This window comes from Brevundimonas sp. UBA5936 (genome assembly GCA_002430835.1).
GTDB lineage: Bacteria > Pseudomonadota > Alphaproteobacteria > Caulobacterales > Caulobacteraceae > Brevundimonas.
The window spans coordinates 27,702-44,593 of sequence record DJDA01000092.1 but is presented as its reverse complement, the minus strand read 5'-3'; the positions used below and the strand labels follow the sequence as shown (position 1 = coordinate 44,593).

Below are 16,892 nucleotides of genomic sequence, written 5' to 3'. Positions count from 1 at the left end.
CCCGCCGCTCCCCCTCGTCGGCGCCGTCCCGGTCGACCGCAGCGCCGACGACTGCCTGGTCCTGCCCGAGCGCGCGGCCAACCGCATCTGTGACATGCGTTCGGGCGCGCACCGGCCCGCGGTCCGCGCCCTGGCGCCCGAGCCTTCGCGCGCGGCCTATGAGGCGGCGGTGACGCGGGCGCTTGTGGCCATGCGCGCCTCGCAAGGCGGCGCCGAGCCGGTCGACAAGGTGGTGTTGTCGCGCAGCCTGAAGGTTCAGGGCGACGGCGCGATCGACCCCTTCGCCCTGTGGCGCGACCTGAAGGCCGATCCGACCGCCGCGCGCTTCCTGACGCCGCTCGGTGAAGGACAGGGCGGCGCCATGCGCCGTCTGGTCGGCGCCACGCCGGAACTGCTGGCGTCCAAGCGCGGCCCGGCCGTCTTCTCTCATCCTCTGGCCGGATCGGCCCGCCGCAGCACCGACGTGGTGCAGGACGAGGCGGCGGCGCAAAGCCTGCTTGCCTCCGACAAGGACCGCCGCGAGCACGCCCTGGTGGTCGAGGCCATCATGGACCTGTTGGCTCCCTATTGCAGCGATCTGCGCGCGCCGACGGGACCGGCGCTGGTCTCGACGCGGACCATGTGGCACCTGGGCACCCGCATCGAGGGGCGGCTGCATCGTCCTGACGAGACTTCCGCCGCTGAACTGGCCGCCCTGCTGCATCCGACGCCCGCCGTCTGCGGTTCGCCGCGCGATCAGGCGGCCGAGATGATCCACGCGCTTGAAGGCTATGACCGGGGCTTCTATGCCGGGGCCGTGGGCTGGACCAACGCCTTTGGCGACGGCGCGTGGTACGTCTCGCTGCGCTGCGCCGAGACGTGCGGCGATCAGGCGCGTCTCTATGCCGGGGCGGGCATTGTCGAGGGCTCCGACCCCGCCGCCGAGGCGGACGAGACGTCGGGTAAGTTCCAGGCCGTTCTGCGCGCCCTGGGCGTGGATGAGGCGAGCGTATGATTCCCCTGCAACAGATCTGGCCGGACGACATGGCGGCGCGTTATCGGGCCAAGGGTTATTGGCGTGGCGAGACCTTCTCCCAGCTGCTGCGCAGTCGCGCCGAGGCGCAACCTGACGCCGTCGCCGTGGTCGGCATGGACCAGCGCTGGACCTATGGCGAGCTGCTGCAAAAGGCCGAGACGGCCGCCGCCGGTTTCCTGGCGCTGGGTCTGAAGCCGGGCGACCGGGTGGTGGTGCAACTGCCGAACCTGCCCGAGTTCCTCAGCGTGATCTTCGGCCTGTTCCGGGCGAAGCTGATTCCCGTCTATGCGCTGCCCGCGCATCGCTCGACCGAGATCGTCCACTTCGTGACGCGCGCCGAGGCGTCGGCCTATGTCGTGGCCGACAGGCACGAAGGCTTCGACTATCGCGCCCTGGCCCGCGCCGTTCAGGCCGAGGTTCCGGACCTGCGCCATGTGGTCGTGGTGGGCGAAGCCGAGGAGTTCGCATCCTTCGACGCCTTCCGCGCCGATCCGGCCTCCCTGCCGACGCAGGACGCCGATCCGTCCGACGTGGCCTTCCTGCAGATTTCGGGCGGCTCGACCGGCTTGTCCAAGCTGATCCCGCGCACACATGACGACTATCTCTACAGCGTGCGCGAAAGCGCCGACATCTCGGGGCTGGAACCGGAGAGCGTCTATCTGACGGCCCTGCCGGCCGCGCATAACTTCCCGATGAGTTCGCCGGGCTATCTGGGCGCCCTCTATGTCGGGGCGACGGTGGTGATGGCGCCGTCGCCGTCGCCGGACGTCTGCTTTCCCCTGATCGCGCGCGAGGGCGTGACGATCACCGGACTGGTGCCGCCTCTGGCCCTTTTGTGGATGCAGGCGGCGGCCAAGAAGACCCACGACCTGTCCAGCCTTCAGGTGCTGCTGGTCGGCGGGGCCAAGTTCCTGCCCGAGGCCGCGCGGCGCGTGCGCGCCGAACTGGGCTGCACCCTGCAACAGGTGTTCGGCATGGCCGAGGGTCTGGTCAACTACACCCGGCTGGACGATCCCGAGAGCCTGATCGTCGAGACGCAAGGACGCCCCATCAGCCCCGACGATGAAATCCTGATCGTCGACGACGCGGGCGCGCCCGTGGCCGAGGGCGAGCCGGGCAATCTGCTGACGCGCGGCCCCTACACGATCCGCGCCTATCACAATGAACCGGCGGCCAATGAGCGGTCCTTTACCGACGACGGCTTCTATCGCACCGGCGACGTGGTGCGCCGCACGCCCGAGGGCTACCTCGTGGTCATGGGGCGAGCCACCGACCACATCAATCGCGCGGGCGAGAAGATTTCGGCCGAGGAGGTCGAGGATCATCTGCTGGCCCACCCGGCCGTGTTCGACGCCGCCGTGGTGTCGGTGCCGGACGACTATCTGGGCGAGCGGATCTGCGCCTTCATCATCCCCAACGGCGCGCCGCCGCGCGGCGTCGAGTTGAAGGCCTGGATGCGCAAGCGCGACATCGCCGACTTCAAGGTGCCGGACCAGATCGTCTTCGTCGACGACTTCGCCGTGACCGCCGTCGGCAAGGTCAGCCGCCGCGAACTGCGCGCCGCCCTGCGTCAGCGCATTCTGGAAGAAGAGGGCAAGGCGTGAGCGCATCCTCTGAAGAATCTGGCAAAGGCCTGCCGACCGTCCCGGCCTACGCCCTGCCGACCGAGGCGGAGATCCCCGCCTCGCGCGCCCAGTGGACGCTGGAGCGTGATCGCGCCGCCCTGCTGGTCCATGACATGCAGCGCTATTTCATGCGCCCCTATGCGCCGGGCGTCGAGCCTCTGCCCGGCCTGATCGCCAACATCGCCCGCCTGATCGCAGCGGCGCGTGCGGCGGGCGTGCCCGTCTTCTACACCGCCCAGCATGGCGATCAGGATCGCCGCGACCGGGGCCTGCAGGCCGACCTGTGGGGACCAGGCATGAGCCGCACGCCCGAGCATGAAGACATCCTGCCCGAACTGGCCCCGGCGCCGGGCGACTTCCCTCTGGTCAAGCACCGCTACAGCGCCTTCCAGCGCAGCAACCTCGAGACGCTGATGCGCGTGCGGGGGCGGGACCAGCTGATCGTCTGCGGCGTCTACGCCCACATCGGCTGCCAGCTGACAGCGGCCGAGGCGTTTCAGCGCGATATCGAACCCTTCTTCGTCGCCGATGCGCTTGGCGACTTCTCGCGCGACAAGCATATGGGCGCGGTGGCCTGGGCCGCCGACACCTGCGCCGTGGCCCTTTCGACGGCGCGCGTTCTGGAACGACTGACATGACCAAGCTGACCCCGCAGGATCTGACGCTGGAGCGGATGCGCGCCGATGTCGCCGCCGTGCTGCACGAAACGCCGGACTCCATTCTGGACGACGACAATCTGATGGACCTGGGCGTCGATTCCTTGCGCGCTCTCAACCTGTCGCTGGCGTGGAGCGAGGCTGTGCCGCTGGAGTTCAGCGAACTGGCCGAGCACACCACTCTGGCGGGCTGGTGGAGCGTGGTTCAGGCGCGCCTGCGCGCCGCCGGTCACGACGCCTGACCTGACATCATGGACGACGGACGCATGGCGGCGGTGCTGGAATATCCGCTGACGGAAGCCCAATCCGGCCTGTGGTTCGCCCAGAGGCTAGACCCGGCCAATCCGATCTTCAACACGGCCCACTATCTCGACATCCGGGGCGATCTGGACGTCGAGGCCTTCCGCACAGCCGTCGATCAGACCGCCGCCGAGGCCGAGGCCCTGTCGCTGCGTTTCCTTGAGCGAGGCGGCGAGGTCGTCCAGACCCTCGACCCGACCCATCGGCCCCTGCTTCAGGTCGTGGACGTGTCCGCCGCCGCCGATCCGGTCGCCGAGGCCATGGCCGCCATGCGCCGCGATCATGAGACGCCGCTGGACCCGACGCGCGATCCGCTGGCCGCCAACATCCTGTTCTGTATGGGGCCGCAACGCTTCCTGTGGAGCCTGCGCGTCCACCATCTGGCCACCGACGGCTTCGGCATGGCCCTGCTGACCAACCGCACAGCCGAGCTTTACAACGCCGCGCGCGGCGGCCCGGCGCCCGGCCCGGTCTTCAACGCCATCGCCAAGGTGTGGGAGGAAGACGCCGCCTATCGCGCCTCGGACAAGCGCGCGGCCGACGCGGCTTACTGGCGCGAGATCATGGGCGACGCGCCCGAGGTCGCCTCCCTGGCGCCCGGCAAGGCGACGACCGCCCACCGCTTCCACCGCATCGAACGCGCCCTGCCGCCGCAGGTCACGACCCGCCTGCGCGCCCGCGCCGACGCCGGACGTCTGTCCTGGCCCGACGTGCTGACCGCCATCGGCGCCGCCTATGTCCGCCGCTTCTCGGGCGCGGAGGAGGCCGTGATCGGCGTGCCGTGGATGGGCCGGATGGGCAGCGCCTCGGCGCGCGCGCCGGCTATGATCATGAACGTCCCGCCGCTGCGCCTGACGCTGGACGAGGACGCGCCGCTGGACGAGCAGCTGATCCTCGCCTCCAGGGCCCTGATCAAGACCCGCCGCCACGGCCGTTACCGCAGCGAGCAGCTGCGGCGCGATCTGGGTCTGATCGGCGGGGCGCGGCGTCTGTATGGGCCGCTGGTCAACGTCCTGCCGTTCGATCTGCCGCCGCGCTTTGCCGGGCTGGACACGACGCTGAAGGTGCTGGGCACCGGCCCGGTGGACGACATCAGCTTCACCTTCCGCGGCGACGCCGCTCCGGCCCTGACGCTGGAAGTCGACGCCAACCCTGACCTCTACACGCTAGATGAGGCCGCCGCCCACGCAGAGCGTCTGGCCGCCTTCCTGACCAACGCCCTCGACGCCGAGACCCTGGGCGAGGTTCCCATCGCCACGCCGAGCGAAGCCGCGCGCGAACTGGAAGCCTTCAACGCCACCGCCCATCCGGTTCCCGACACGACGCTGACCGCCCTGCTGGAGGCGGCCATGCAGGCGACGCCCGACGCCCCGGCGCTGACCTTCGGCGATCAGACCCTGAGCTACGCCGAATTGGACCGCCGCACGGCCGCGCTGGCCTCGGCGCTGGCGGCGCTCGGCGTGGGGCGCGAGAGCCTCGTCGCCGTGGCCCTGCCGCGTTCGCTGGAACTGGTCATCGCGCTGGTCGCGACGTTGCGCGCAGGCGGCGCCTATCTGCCGCTGGATCTGGAGCATCCGGCCGAGCGTATCGCCGCCATCGTCCGCGCTGCCGGGCCGAGCGTCGTCCTGGCCCATGAAGACATCGGCGGCGCGTTCGGCGAGGCCCTGCTGGCGCCCGCCGACTGGCCGCTGGACGGGGCGGCGCCTGTCGTCGCGCAGGGGGGCGAGGACGCCGCCTATGTCATCTACACCTCGGGGTCGACCGGCGATCCCAAGGGGGTGCTGGTCGAGCATCGGGCCATCGTCAACCGCCTGCTGTGGATGCAGGCCGAGTATGGGATCGGCGCCCAGACCCGCATCCTGCAGAAGACGCCCGCCACCTTCGACGTGTCGGTGTGGGAGTTCTTCCTGGCGCTGATTTCGGGCGGCGAACTGGTCGTGGCCCCGCCCGGCGCGCACCGCGATCCGGCGGCCATCGCCGGACTGATCCGCCGCCATGCGATCACCGACCTGCACTTCGTCCCCTCCATGCTGTCGGCCTTTCTGGCCGATCCGGCGGCCAAGGGCATCGCGGTCGCCCACGTCTTCTGCAGCGGCGAGGAACTGCCCGCCGAGTTGCGCGACCGTTTCCATCAGACGGTGAGCGCCGAACTGCACAATCTCTACGGCCCGACCGAGGCGGCGGTGGACGTCAGCTATTGGGCCGCCGGACCGGACGATACGTCCCGGCCCATGCCGATCGGCTGGCCGGTGTGGAACACGCGGCTGGTCATTCTGGACGAGCGCCTGCGCCCCGTGGCGCCCGGCATGGGCGGCCATCTGCATCTGGGCGGCGTGCAACTGGCGCGCGGTTATCTGAACCGGCCCGACCTGACCGAGGACCGCTTCATCCCCGACCCGCACCATCCGGGCCAGCGGCTGTATCGCACCGGCGACTTGGCGCGCAGGCGAGCCGACGGAGCGGTGGTCTATCTGGGCCGCAGCGACCATCAGGTGAAGATCCGCGGCCTGCGCATCGAATTGGGCGAGATCGAAGCCGCCGTCATCGCCAGCGGTCTGGCGCGCGAGACGGTGGTGCTGGCGCGCGAGGACCGCCCCGGCGAGCGTCGGCTGGTCGCCTATCTGGTCCCGGCCGAGGGCTACGACCCCGCCGCCCTGAAGGCCAAGCTGGCCGCGCGCCTGCCCGACTACATGGTCCCGGCCGCCATCGTGGCGCTGGACGCCCTGCCGACGACCTCCAACGGCAAGCTGGACCGCAAGGCGCTGCCCGCCCCGGTGTTCGAGGCTGCTGCGGGCCGGGCGGCCGGGACGCCGACCGAAAAAATCATCGCTGAACTGTTCGCCGAGACGCTGGGTCGGGCCGAACCGGCGGGCGCCGACGACGACTTCTTCACCCTGGGCGGCGACTCCCTGCTGGCGGTGCATCTGATGATGCTGATCCGCGAGCGGCTGGGGCGCGATCCCGGGCTGGGCGCCCTGTTCGACCGGCCGCGCGTGGCGGAACTGGCCGCCCTGATCGACGCCGAGGCGCTGGACTTCGACAACGGGCTGGGCGTGCTGATCCGTCTGGCCGAGGGCGATCCGGCCCTGCCGCCGCTGTTCCTGATCCACCCGGCGGGGGGGCTGTCGTGGGGCTATCGGACGCTGGCGCGCGCCCTGTCGCCGCGTCGCACGGTGTGGGGAGTGCAGTCGCCTGCGTTGGACCCTAATAACGCCCTGCCGGACGGGATCGACGCGCTGGCGTCGGTCTATGTCGATCACATTCTGGCGCTGGGATCGCCGGGGCCGGTGCATATCGCGGGCTGGTCCGTCGGCGGCATCATCGCCCAGGCGGCGGCGGTCGAGCTGGAACGGCGCGGGGTCAAGGTCGGGCTGATGGCCATGCTGGATTCCTATCCGGCCGAGTGCTGGCGCGCCGAGCCGGACCCGGATCCGGTCGACGCCATGCGCGCCCTTCTGGCTATCGCCGGATACGACCCGACCCTGTATCCCGAACTGCGCAGCCGTGCGGCCATTGTCGCCTTCCTGAAGGCGGGCGACAGCGCGTTGGGCGGCCTGCCCGAGGCGGCGCTGGACGGGGTGATCCGCGTGGTGCTGGACACCAACCGTCTGGTGCGTGAACACCATCACAAGCCTTTCGGCGGCCGCACCACCCACGTCCGCGCGGCGCTGGATCACAAGGAGCGCGACCTGACGCCCGACCTGTGGCGGCCATACGCCGCCGATCTGGACGTGGTCGAGGTTCCCTTCCTTCACCCGCAACTGACCGGCCCGGCGGCGACGGCCCTGATCGCTCCGGCGCTGGACGCCCGCATGACCGCTTTCGAGGAGACCGCACGATGAGAGACAGCGGACTGTCCGGCCGTCTGGCCCTGGTCACGGGCGCGGGCGGCGGCATCGGCGCCGCTGTGGTGCGCCTGCTGGTCGAGGAGGGCGCGCGCGTGGTCGCAACCGACCTGCCGTCGACCGCCCTGTCGGGTCTGGCCTTCCTGAATGGCGTACGGGTCGAGCCGCTGGACGTGTCCGACGGCGCGGCGGTCGAGGCCCTGTTCGATCGCATCGAGGCTGAGGACGGCCCGATCGACTGCGTGGCCAGCGTCGCGGGCGTCCTGTCCAATGTGACGGTGGACCAGACCTCCGACGCCGAATGGCGCCGCGTGTTCGCCGTCAATGCGGACGGGGTCTTCCATCTGGGCCGCGCGGCGTCGCGGCGGATGGGCGAGCGAGGCAAAGGGGCCTTCGTCACCGTCAGCTCCAACGCGGCGGGCGTGCCGCGTCATGCGATGGCGGCCTATGCCGCGTCCAAGGCGGCGGCGACCATGTTCACCCGCTGTCTGGGGCTGGAGCTGGGGCCCAAGGGCGTCCGCTGCAACATCGTCGCCCCCGGCTCGACCCTGACGTCGATGCAGACCGGCATGTGGGCTGACGAAGACGGCGCCGCCCGCGTCATCGCCGGCTCGCCCGAGACGTTCAAGGCGGGCATTCCGTTACAGAAGTTGGCGACGCCGGAAGATATCGCCGAGGCGGTGGTCTTCCTGCTGTCCGACCGCGCCGCCCACATCACCATGACCGACCTTTACGTCGACGGCGGGGCCACGCTGCGCGCCTGATCCCGCCGCTCAGACCTGTCTTCAGGACAGCTTCGCCTCGACGATCCGGGCGAAGACCGAGGCCACATTCGGCAACAGGTCGTCGTTGAAGTCATAGGCGGTCTGGTGGACCATCGTCCCGCCCTGTCCGACGAAGAAGTAAGCGCCCGGCGCGATCTGCAGCATGTAGGCGAAGTCGTCGGTGAACGGATACGGCTTCAGGTCGCGATGCACCTTGCCTGCGCCGAACACGCCGTCCGCCGCAGCCGCCGCCACATCGGCCTGAGCGGCGGCGTTGAAGACGGGCGGCACGCCCGCCGTCTCGCGCAACGTGACGGTGCAGCCGGTCATGACGCCGACGCCTGTGCAGATGTCCTGAAGCTTCTGCCACATGGTCTCGATCACGTCGGCCGAGGTGGCGCGCAGCGTGCCCGCCAGACTGGCTTCGTGCGGCACGACGTTGTGCGACGATCCGGCCTGAAGCTTGGTCACGGTGATCAGGGCGGGCTCCATCGGGTCGACATGGCGGCCGATGATGGAAGAGATTTCAGAGGCCACGCGCACGGCGGCCTGAACGGGGTCTTTCGTCTTGTGCGGGGCGGCGCCGTGGCCGCCGACGCCCTGAATGTCGATCTCCCACACCTTATAGCCGTTCATGGTCGGGCCGGTGTGGACCGCCGCCTCGCCCAGCGGCAGCAGCGGCATGTTGTGATAGCCGTAGACCTCGTCGCACGGATAGCGGTCGAACAGGCCGTCCTCGATCATGGCGACGGCGCCCAGACCCGTCTCTTCCGCCGGTTGGAAGATCAGCACCACGCGGCCGCGCGCGGGCGGGTTGGCGGCCAGATGGCGCGCCACGCCCAGCAGGGTCGCCGTATGGCCGTCGTGGCCGCAGGCGTGCGAGACGCCGGGCTTGGTCGAGGCGTGGGGAACCTGGCTGTCGTCGTTCATGGGCAAGGCGTCCATGTCGGCGCGCAGGCCGATGGACGGGCCGGGCTCGCGCCCCTCGATGACGGCGACCACGCCTTCGCCGCCGATGCCGCCCTCGGGCTTCAGGCCCAGCCCTTCCAGCACGTCGAACACCAGTTTCGAGGTGCGCGACTCCTGACCGGACAGTTCCGGGTGGGCGTGGATGTCCCGTCGCCAGGCGGTCATTTCAGAGGCCAGGGCGGCGAGGGCAGGCAAGGGCGTCATGGGGCGCGCATCCGTCGAAAAGGGGAGCCGGCGAGGTTAGCATCGCCGCCCCTGAAACGACATAGCCGGCGTTTCTGGACACGCCGGACCGATTGGCCTGACGCTCCGGTTCGTTTAAGCTGCGAGCATGAGCCAGAAACGTCTTTTCCACACGGTCGCCGACCAGATTCTCCAGCTCATCGCTGATGAGGGGTATGGGCCGGGCGCCAAACTGCCCGGCGAGCGCGAGCTGGCCGAACGCTTCGGCGTCAGTCGTGTCACCGTACGCGAGGCGGAGGTTGCGCTGCAGGCCCAGGGCAAGCTGGCGATCAAGACCGGGTCGGGCGTCTTTGTCTGCTCGGCGCCGCAGCCGGCCGGCGCCTTGCCTGCGGTCAGCCCGTTCGAGGTTACCGAGGCGCGCTCTCTCTTCGAATCTGAAGCGGCCGCCCTGGCAGCCTCGGTCATCACTGATGAAGCCCTGGCCCGGTTGGACTATCTGGTCGAGGCTATGGGCGGGGCGAACCCCGAACTGGACCCCGACGCCGCCGATCGCGAGTTTCATCGCGTGATCGCCGCTTCGGCCAACAACGCCGCTGTTCTGCACACCATTGAGACCTTGTGGCGGATGCGGACTGAGGTTCCGTCAGTCAGCGCCGCCCATCAGGCGGTCTGCGAGATCGACGATTCGTCGCGTGTGGATGAGCATGCCGCCATCCTCAACGCCTTGAAGGCGCGTGATCCGGCGGGCGCGCGGCGCGCCATGCGGACCCACTTCAACCGTTTGCTGGCGGCCATGCTGGACGCCAGCGCCGCCTCAGCGCTTGAGGCCTTGGAGCGTCAGATGGCGGCCAGCCGAGAGCGTTTCCTGATTAGCACCCATTCAGTTTAGACCAATTGGTCTAGTTTTTAGTTCTTTTTCTTATGACCAAGAGGTTGCCTTTGGTGGCCTGACTGATAGCTTTCTCCTGCGGATACGAAACCGCGAACAAGTCCGCGCCAAAGCGGACCGGAGGGGGAGGCGATCATGTTGTCGAGATTGGCGCTTGCGGCCGCCCTGCTGTGGGCTGGGGCGGCGACCGCCCAGACCACGACCCTGGTGGCGACGCCGGCGGAGTATCAGCGAGTTCTGCGCGACGTTAAGCCGGGCGACGTCATTGTCCTGAAGGACGGGGTGTGGCGCGACTTTCAGATCCTGTTCGAGGCTGAGGGTCGGGCTGACCAACCGATCACCCTGACGGCTCAGACGCCGGGCGGGGTGGTGCTGTCGGGCCAGTCCAACCTCAGGCTGGCGGGGCGTCAGCTGGTGGTGTCGAACCTGATCTTCCGCGACGGCTGGTCGCCGACGGGGGAGGTGGTGTCCTTCCGCCGCTCCAAGGAACACCGGGCCGTGGACAGCCGCGTCACGGGTCTGGTGATCGACGGCTACAACAAGCCGGACCGGGCCACGTCGGACAACTGGGTGGCGTTGTATGGGCAAGGCAACCGGTTCGATCACAACCATCTGACCGGCAAGAACAACGTCGGGACCACGCTGGTCGTCGTGCGCGACGAACAGCAGGGGCTCGATAACCGCCACCGCATCGACCACAACTATTTCGGTCCGCGCCCCAACCTGGGGTCCAACGGCGGCGAGACCTTGCGCGTGGGGACCAGCGCCGACTCCCTGTCGGCCTCCAACACCTTGGTCGAGAACAACTGGTTCGAGGGCGCCGACGGCGAGGTCGAGATCGTCTCGAACAAGTCGGGCGGCAACACCTATCGCGGCAACGTCTTCTTCCATTCGCGCGGGTCCATGGTCCTGCGCCACGGCGACGGAAACCTGGTCGAGAACAATGTGTTCATCGGCGGAGGAAAGCCGCACACCGGGGGCGTCCGTATCATCAACCGCAGTCAGACGGTGCGGAACAACTACATGGAGGGGATCACCGGCGATGGCTTCACCGCCGCGTTGAGCGTGATGCACGGCGTCCCCGATTCCCCCATCAACCGCTACCACCAGGTGGTCGGCGCGGTGATCGAGAACAACACCATCATCGACGCACGCAGCCTCTTCCTGGGCGCGGGCATGGACGCCGAGCGTTCGGCGCCGCCGATCGACAGTCGGTTCGCGCGCAACCTGATCGTCAATATGGACGGCCACGATCCGATGCGGAGGCTGGGCGACCTGTCGGGCGTCACCTTTGCCGACAATGTGCAGGCGGCGCAGCGGGATATCGCCCTGGTGCGCGGCGCGAACGGTTTGCTGGCTCCTGAAACGCCGCAAGGCGCAGGCGCCTCGCCCGACCTGGCCATGATCCCGCGCGAGGCGACGGGGGTGGACTGGTATCCTAAGGACGTGCGGACTGTCCGCCTGGACCAGGGCGCCGAGATCGCTGTTGCCCCGGCCGAAGGCGCGCTAGAGGCCGCTGTCGCCGCGGCCCGTCCGGGCGACGTCCTGGTGCTGGCGCCGGGCCGCTATGCAGTCGACCGGACCCTGACGGTCGGCGCGCCGTTGACGCTGCGCGGTTCGGGGCAGGGGCGGGTCGAGATCGCCTTCTCGCGGCCCTCGCTGTTCGAAGTGGCCAAGGGCGGCTCGCTGAAGCTGGCCAGCCTGTCGGTGACCGGCGCTGACGCTCCCGATGAAACGGGAAACGCGGTCATCCGCGTGGCGCCGGGTTCCAGCGCCGCCAACTTCGATCTGGTGTTGGAGGACGTCGAGGTCCGCGAACTGACCGTCAATCGCGGCTTCAACCTGATCGCCCTGGGCAAGGGGGTCATGGCTGATCGCGTGCTGCTGCGCGACGTGCGGGTGGACAACATCACCGGCTCGGTGATCTCGGCCGCCGCCGAGACGGATGACCGGGGCACCTACAACGCCGAACTGGTGCAGATCGAAGGCGGCGCCTTCAGCCGCATCGGCGGCCCGGTCGTCGACCTCTATCGCGGCGGCACGGACGAGAGCACTTTCGGGCCGCGCCTGGTGATCAGGGGGGCGAGCTTCGAGCGGGTCGGCTCATCTGAGCGGCCGTCAATCCTGATGCGCGGCGTCCAGCACGCCGAACTGGTCGACAACACCCTGACGGACAGCGGCGCGATCAGCTTCTCCCACCGCGTCGGCGAGCCTGTGCTGGCCGTGGCCGGGAACCGCCTGGTCCGCACGCCCGAGATGCAAACCGACATCGCGCCCATCGCGGCGACGGAGGAATTCTGATGCTGCGCGCCCTGCCTCTGACGGCTCTTCTTCTCGCCAGCAGCGCCCTGAGCGCCCAGGCGGCGACCGCGCCTGCCGCGCAAGTCTCGGCGTCGACCGAGGCCGCGCCGGTGCTGACCTCGTCTCAGGAGTGGCGGCGAATGGCCGAGCAGGGCTCCGCCTATCCCCTGTTCGCCATCGAGCGTGAGCGGGTCGAAGCTCTGGTCCGCGCGGCCATGGCTCAGGGGGTGAACGTGCCCACGCCGCGCGATCCCGGCGGCGGCTTCACCCATGAGCAGCACAAGCGGAACTATCAGGCCATCTACAACGCCGGGGCCTTGTATCGCCTGACCGGCGACAAGGCTTACGCCGACTATGCGCGCGATCTGCTGCTGGAATACGCCAAACTCTATCCGACGTTGGGCGCCCATCCGGCGGGGCGAGGGCAGATTCCGGGCCGCCTGTTCTGGCAGACGCTGAACGACTCGGTCTGGCTCGTCTATTCGATCCAGGGCTATGACGCGATCCGCGAGTCCCTGACCGCCGAGGAGCGTCGCCGCATCGACGACGACGTCTTCCGTCGCATGGCCAGCTTCCTGTCGGCGGAGACGCCCGAGAATTTCGAGCGCATCCACAACCACGCCACCTGGGCCGTCGCCGGCGTCGGCATGACCGGCTATGTGCTGCGCGATCGCGACCTGTCCGACAAGGCGCTGACGGGGCTGAAGAAGGACGGCTCGGCCGGCTTCCTGACCCAGATCGATCAGCTCTTCTCGCCCGACGGCTATTACGAAGAGGGGCCGTATTATCAGCGCTACGCCCTGGCGCCCTTCATCATCTTCGCGGGGGCCATCGATCGGAACGAACCCGCACGCGGCATCTTCCAGCGCCGCGACGGGGTGCTGCTCAAGGCTGTGGATACGCTGATCCAGTCCAGCTACGGCGGCTATTTCATCCCGATCAACGACGCCATCCTCGACAAGGGGCTGGACACCGAGGAGCTGGTCACCGGCGTCGCCTCCGTCTACGCGCGCACACAGGACGCGGGCCTGCTGTCCATCGCGCAGCGCCAGGGGCGGACCCTCCTGTCACCGGAGGGCCTGAAGGTGGCCGAGGCGGCGGCCTCGGGCGCGGCGCGGCCCTATGCCTTCCGTTCGGTGTTGCTGAGCGACGGCCCTGACGGGACGCGGGGCGCGCTGGCCATCATCCGCGCGGGGGGCGAAGACGGTCAGGCCCTGGTCCAGAAGGCGACCGCCATGGGCATGGGCCACGGCCATTTCGACAAGCTGAACTGGCTCTTCTACGACAACGGCCAGACGGTGGTGACCGACTACGGCGCCGCGCGCTTCCTCAATATCGAGGCCAAGGCGGGCGGCATCTACCTGCCCGAGAACAACAGCTGGGCCAAGGCTACGGTGGCCCACAACACCCTGGTGGTGAACGAGCGCAACCAGTTCGGCGGCCAATGGCAGACGGGCGAAGATCACCCGCCTCAGGTGCTCTTCTTTGACACGGCCGAGGGGACGCAGATCGTCTCGGCGCGCCAGACAGAGGCCTATGACGGGGTGACGTTCACGCGCACACAGGCCCTGGTCGAACATCCCGATCTTGAGCGGCCGGTCGTGATCGACCTGATGCGGGTCTCCGGTGAGCGCTCGGCGCGCTACGATCTGCCGCTGCACTACAACGGCCACATCATGAAGCTGGGCTTCGAGGCCGAGCGCATGGTGACGGACCGCCCGGTCCTCGGCGCAGCCGACGGCTATCAGCACCTGTGGGTCGACGCCGTCTCCCAGCCGTCGCAGGACAGCCGCAGCCTGACCTGGCTGCTGGATGGCCGCTTTTACACCTGGCGTTTCGCCTCGAGCGTTCCCGCCCAGGCCATCCTGGCCGAGAGCGGCGCCAATGATCCGGAATTCAACCTGCGTCGTGAGCCGGCCCTGATCCTGCGGGCCGACGGCCAGAAGGACGCGACCTTCGTCGGCGTGCTGGAGCCGCACGGCCGCTACGACGGCCGGGCCGAGACCGTGGTCGGCGCTGACAGCGCCATCCGCGACCTGAGCAGCGTGCGGGGCGCCGACGCCGAGGTGGTCGTCGTGACGCTCGCTTCCGGCAAGACGGTGGTTCTGGGCGTCGCCGACGATCCGGCGTCGCGCGCCGCCCACGTCGTCACGGCGAACGGCCGGACCTGGCGTTGGACCGGGCCCTGGGCGCGACTGGATCAATAGAGAGGCCGGCGCCGCGCGCGACCGGCCCGACAAGGGGAGGACCAGACATGCAAAAGAGATCCGCCGTCCGGTGGGCCATCATCGCCATGATCGCCGTGGCCACGGTGATCAACTACATCGATCGCAACGCCCTGGCGGTGATGTGGCCCGAGATCGCCGGCGAGATCGGCGCGACCAAGGAGGATTACGCCCTTCTGGTCACCATCTTCATGCTCTTCTACGCGGCGGGCCAGTTCGCCTTCGGACGGCTGTTCGACCGCATCGGCACGCGCCTGGGTTTCGCCTGGTCGATCGGCCTGTGGTCGATCTCGATCGCCCTGCACGCCACGGCCAGCAGCATCGCCTCCTTCGGCATCTTCCGCGCCATGCTGGGCGTCAGCGAGGCCGGCGCCTGGCCCGGCGCGGTTAAGGCCAACGCCGAGTGGTTCCCGCCCAAGGAGCGCGCCTTCGCCCAGGGCATCTTCAACGCCGGGGCCTCGATCGGGGCCATCGTCTCGGCGCCCCTGATCGCCTTACTCTTCCTGTCGCTGGGCTGGAAGGGGACTTTCCTGCTGATCGGCGCGCTGGGCTTCATCTGGGTGCTGCCCTGGCTGGTGATCTATCGCGCGGGGCCGGACAAGCATCCGTGGGTCAACGCCGCCGAGCGCGCCCTGATCCTGGATGCTCCGGCCGAAACGGTTGCGACGCCTGAGACCGAACCGGCCAAGGCGCCCAGCCTGAAGCAGATGATGTCGCACCGGCAGAGCTGGGGCATCGTTCTGGCCCGCTTCTTCCTCGATCCGATCTGGTGGCTGTTCGTCTCTTGGCTGCCGATCTATCTGGCCGAAACCTTCTCCTTCGACATCAAGCAGATCGGCATCTTCGCCTGGGTGCCCTTCGTCGGCGCCATGCTGGGCAGCCTGTTCGGCGGCTGGCTGTCGGGGCGCTTGATCGCCTCGGGCCGCTCGATCGACCGCGCCCGCAAATGGGTCATCACCCTGGGCTGCGTGATCATGGCGCCGGCCCTGCTGGGCGCGGTGCTCGCTGATGATCCCACGATCGCCGTGCTGACCATCGCCGCCGTCCTGTTCGGCTTCCAGGTCGCCATCGGCAACATCCAGACGCTGCCCGGCGACGTCTTCCACGGCAAGTCGGTCGGCTCCCTGGCGGGCGTCGGCGGCATGGCGGCCGTAGCCGGAACCCTGATCACCACCTGGCTGGTGCCGGTCATGACCAAGGTCTCCTACGCCCCGATCTTCATCCTCGTGGCCGCGCTCGTGCCGCTCTGCCTGGTCGCGATCTGGGTCGTGACCGGTCGCATCGAGAAGGTCGACGTCCCGTCGGCGCGCGGTTGATCCCTTTCCAATCCTCACTTTGCTTTCAAGGACTAAGAGCGAGATGAAACTCAACAACAAGGTGGCCATCGTTACGGGCGGCGGACGCGACATCGGACGCCAGGTGTCGCTGAAGCTGGCCGCCGAAGGCGCCAAGGTCGTGGTCAACTACGCCAACGACGCCGCCAGCGCCGAAGAGACGCTGCGCCTGATCGAGGCGGCGGGCGGGACCGCCGTGCTGCACCGCGCCGACGTCACCACGCCCGAAGGCGTCGACGGTCTGGTGTCGGCGGCCCAGGCGGCGTTCGGCCCCGGCGTGGACATTCTGGTCAACACGGCCGGGGGCATGGTGGCCCGCAAGCCGCTGCTGGAGATCGACGACGCCTTCTACGACAGCGTCATGGACGTGAACTTCCGCTCGACCTTCCTGACGACGCGAGCGGTCGTGCCGCACATGTCTTCCGGCGCGGCCATCGTGAACTTCGCCTCACAGGCGGGGCGTGACGGCGGCGGTCCCGGCGCCTCCCTCTATGCGGCGTCCAAGGCGGCGGTGATGACCTTCACCCGCGCCATGGCCAAGGAGCTGGGGCCCAAGGGAATCCGCGTCAACGCCCTGTGCTGCGGTATGATCTCGACCCGCTTCCACGACGACTTCACCAAGCCCGAGGTGCGCCAGGCCGTGGCCAACGGCACGCCGCTGCGCCGGGAAGGTCATCCTGAAGAGGCCGCTGATGTCGCCGTCTTCCTGGCGTCGGACGCCGCCGGCTTCATGACCGGCGCCAACGTCGATGTGAACGGCGGAACCTACTTCTCCTAAGGCATGAG

The 16,892-nt window shown here is 68.9% G+C and carries 12 protein-coding genes; 11 read left to right on the top strand and 1 reads right to left on the bottom strand.

Annotated features, from left to right (window positions below):
* The 6 genes from B2Y21_RS08885 to B2Y21_RS08860 all read left to right on the top strand — a co-directional run.
* The coding region (locus B2Y21_RS08885; RefSeq protein ID WP_292059020.1) for an isochorismate synthase at positions 1-994 on the top strand (994 nt) is incomplete at its 5' end.
* Positions 991-2,619 (top strand): (2,3-dihydroxybenzoyl)adenylate synthase, encoded by a 1,629-nt coding sequence (locus tag B2Y21_RS08880; protein WP_292059018.1) that lies wholly within the window; start codon positions 991-993, stop codon positions 2,617-2,619. The genes B2Y21_RS08885 and B2Y21_RS08880, both read left to right, overlap by 4 nt.
* Positions 2,616-3,278, top strand: a complete 663-nt coding sequence (locus B2Y21_RS08875) for an isochorismatase family protein (RefSeq protein ID WP_292059016.1) — start codon at positions 2,616-2,618, stop codon at positions 3,276-3,278. Before B2Y21_RS08880 ends, B2Y21_RS08875 begins: the two co-directional genes overlap by 4 nt.
* Positions 3,275-3,538 (top strand): phosphopantetheine-binding protein, encoded by a 264-nt coding sequence (locus B2Y21_RS08870; protein WP_024353927.1) that lies wholly within the window; start codon positions 3,275-3,277, stop codon positions 3,536-3,538. Before B2Y21_RS08875 ends, B2Y21_RS08870 begins: the two co-directional genes overlap by 4 nt.
* A gap of 9 nt (positions 3,539-3,547) precedes the next feature.
* Entirely contained in the window at positions 3,548-7,438 is a 3,891-nt protein-coding gene (locus tag B2Y21_RS08865) for an amino acid adenylation domain-containing protein (RefSeq protein WP_292059015.1), read from the top strand.
* Complete coding sequence (locus B2Y21_RS08860; protein ID WP_292059013.1) at positions 7,435-8,205, top strand: 2,3-dihydro-2,3-dihydroxybenzoate dehydrogenase; 771 nt, start codon at positions 7,435-7,437, stop codon at positions 8,203-8,205. Before B2Y21_RS08865 ends, B2Y21_RS08860 begins: the two co-directional genes overlap by 4 nt.
* Positions 8,206-8,226: 21 nt before the next feature.
* Here the strand turns inward: B2Y21_RS08860 and B2Y21_RS08855 are convergent, their stop codons facing one another.
* Positions 8,227-9,378 (bottom strand): M20 metallopeptidase family protein, encoded by a 1,152-nt coding sequence (locus tag B2Y21_RS08855; protein ID WP_292059011.1) that lies wholly within the window; start codon positions 9,376-9,378, stop codon positions 8,227-8,229.
* A 127-nt stretch (positions 9,379-9,505) separates the two neighbouring features.
* Between B2Y21_RS08855 and B2Y21_RS08850 the strand changes: the two genes are divergently transcribed.
* The 5 genes from B2Y21_RS08850 to B2Y21_RS08830 all read left to right on the top strand — a co-directional run bounded on the left by B2Y21_RS08850 (position 9,506) and on the right by B2Y21_RS08830 (position 16,884).
* Entirely contained in the window at positions 9,506-10,246 is a 741-nt protein-coding gene (locus B2Y21_RS08850) for a FadR/GntR family transcriptional regulator (RefSeq protein ID WP_292059009.1), read from the top strand.
* A gap of 135 nt (positions 10,247-10,381) precedes the next feature.
* Positions 10,382-12,547: a polysaccharide lyase 6 family protein gene (locus B2Y21_RS08845; RefSeq protein ID WP_292059007.1), complete on the top strand. Its 2,166-nt coding sequence runs from the start codon at positions 10,382-10,384 to the stop codon at positions 12,545-12,547.
* Positions 12,547-14,754, top strand: coding sequence for an alginate lyase family protein (locus B2Y21_RS08840; RefSeq protein ID WP_292059005.1), 2,208 nt, complete (start codon positions 12,547-12,549; stop codon positions 14,752-14,754). Before B2Y21_RS08845 ends, B2Y21_RS08840 begins: the two co-directional genes overlap by 1 nt.
* 47 nt (positions 14,755-14,801) lie before the next feature.
* On the top strand, positions 14,802-16,088 hold the full coding sequence (locus B2Y21_RS08835; protein ID WP_292059003.1) for an MFS transporter: 1,287 nt from the start codon (positions 14,802-14,804) through the stop codon (positions 16,086-16,088).
* Positions 16,089-16,131: 43 nt separating this feature from the next.
* On the top strand, positions 16,132-16,884 hold the full coding sequence (locus B2Y21_RS08830) for an SDR family NAD(P)-dependent oxidoreductase (protein WP_292059001.1): 753 nt from the start codon (positions 16,132-16,134) through the stop codon (positions 16,882-16,884).
* The last annotated feature ends 8 nt before the right edge of the window (positions 16,885-16,892 follow it).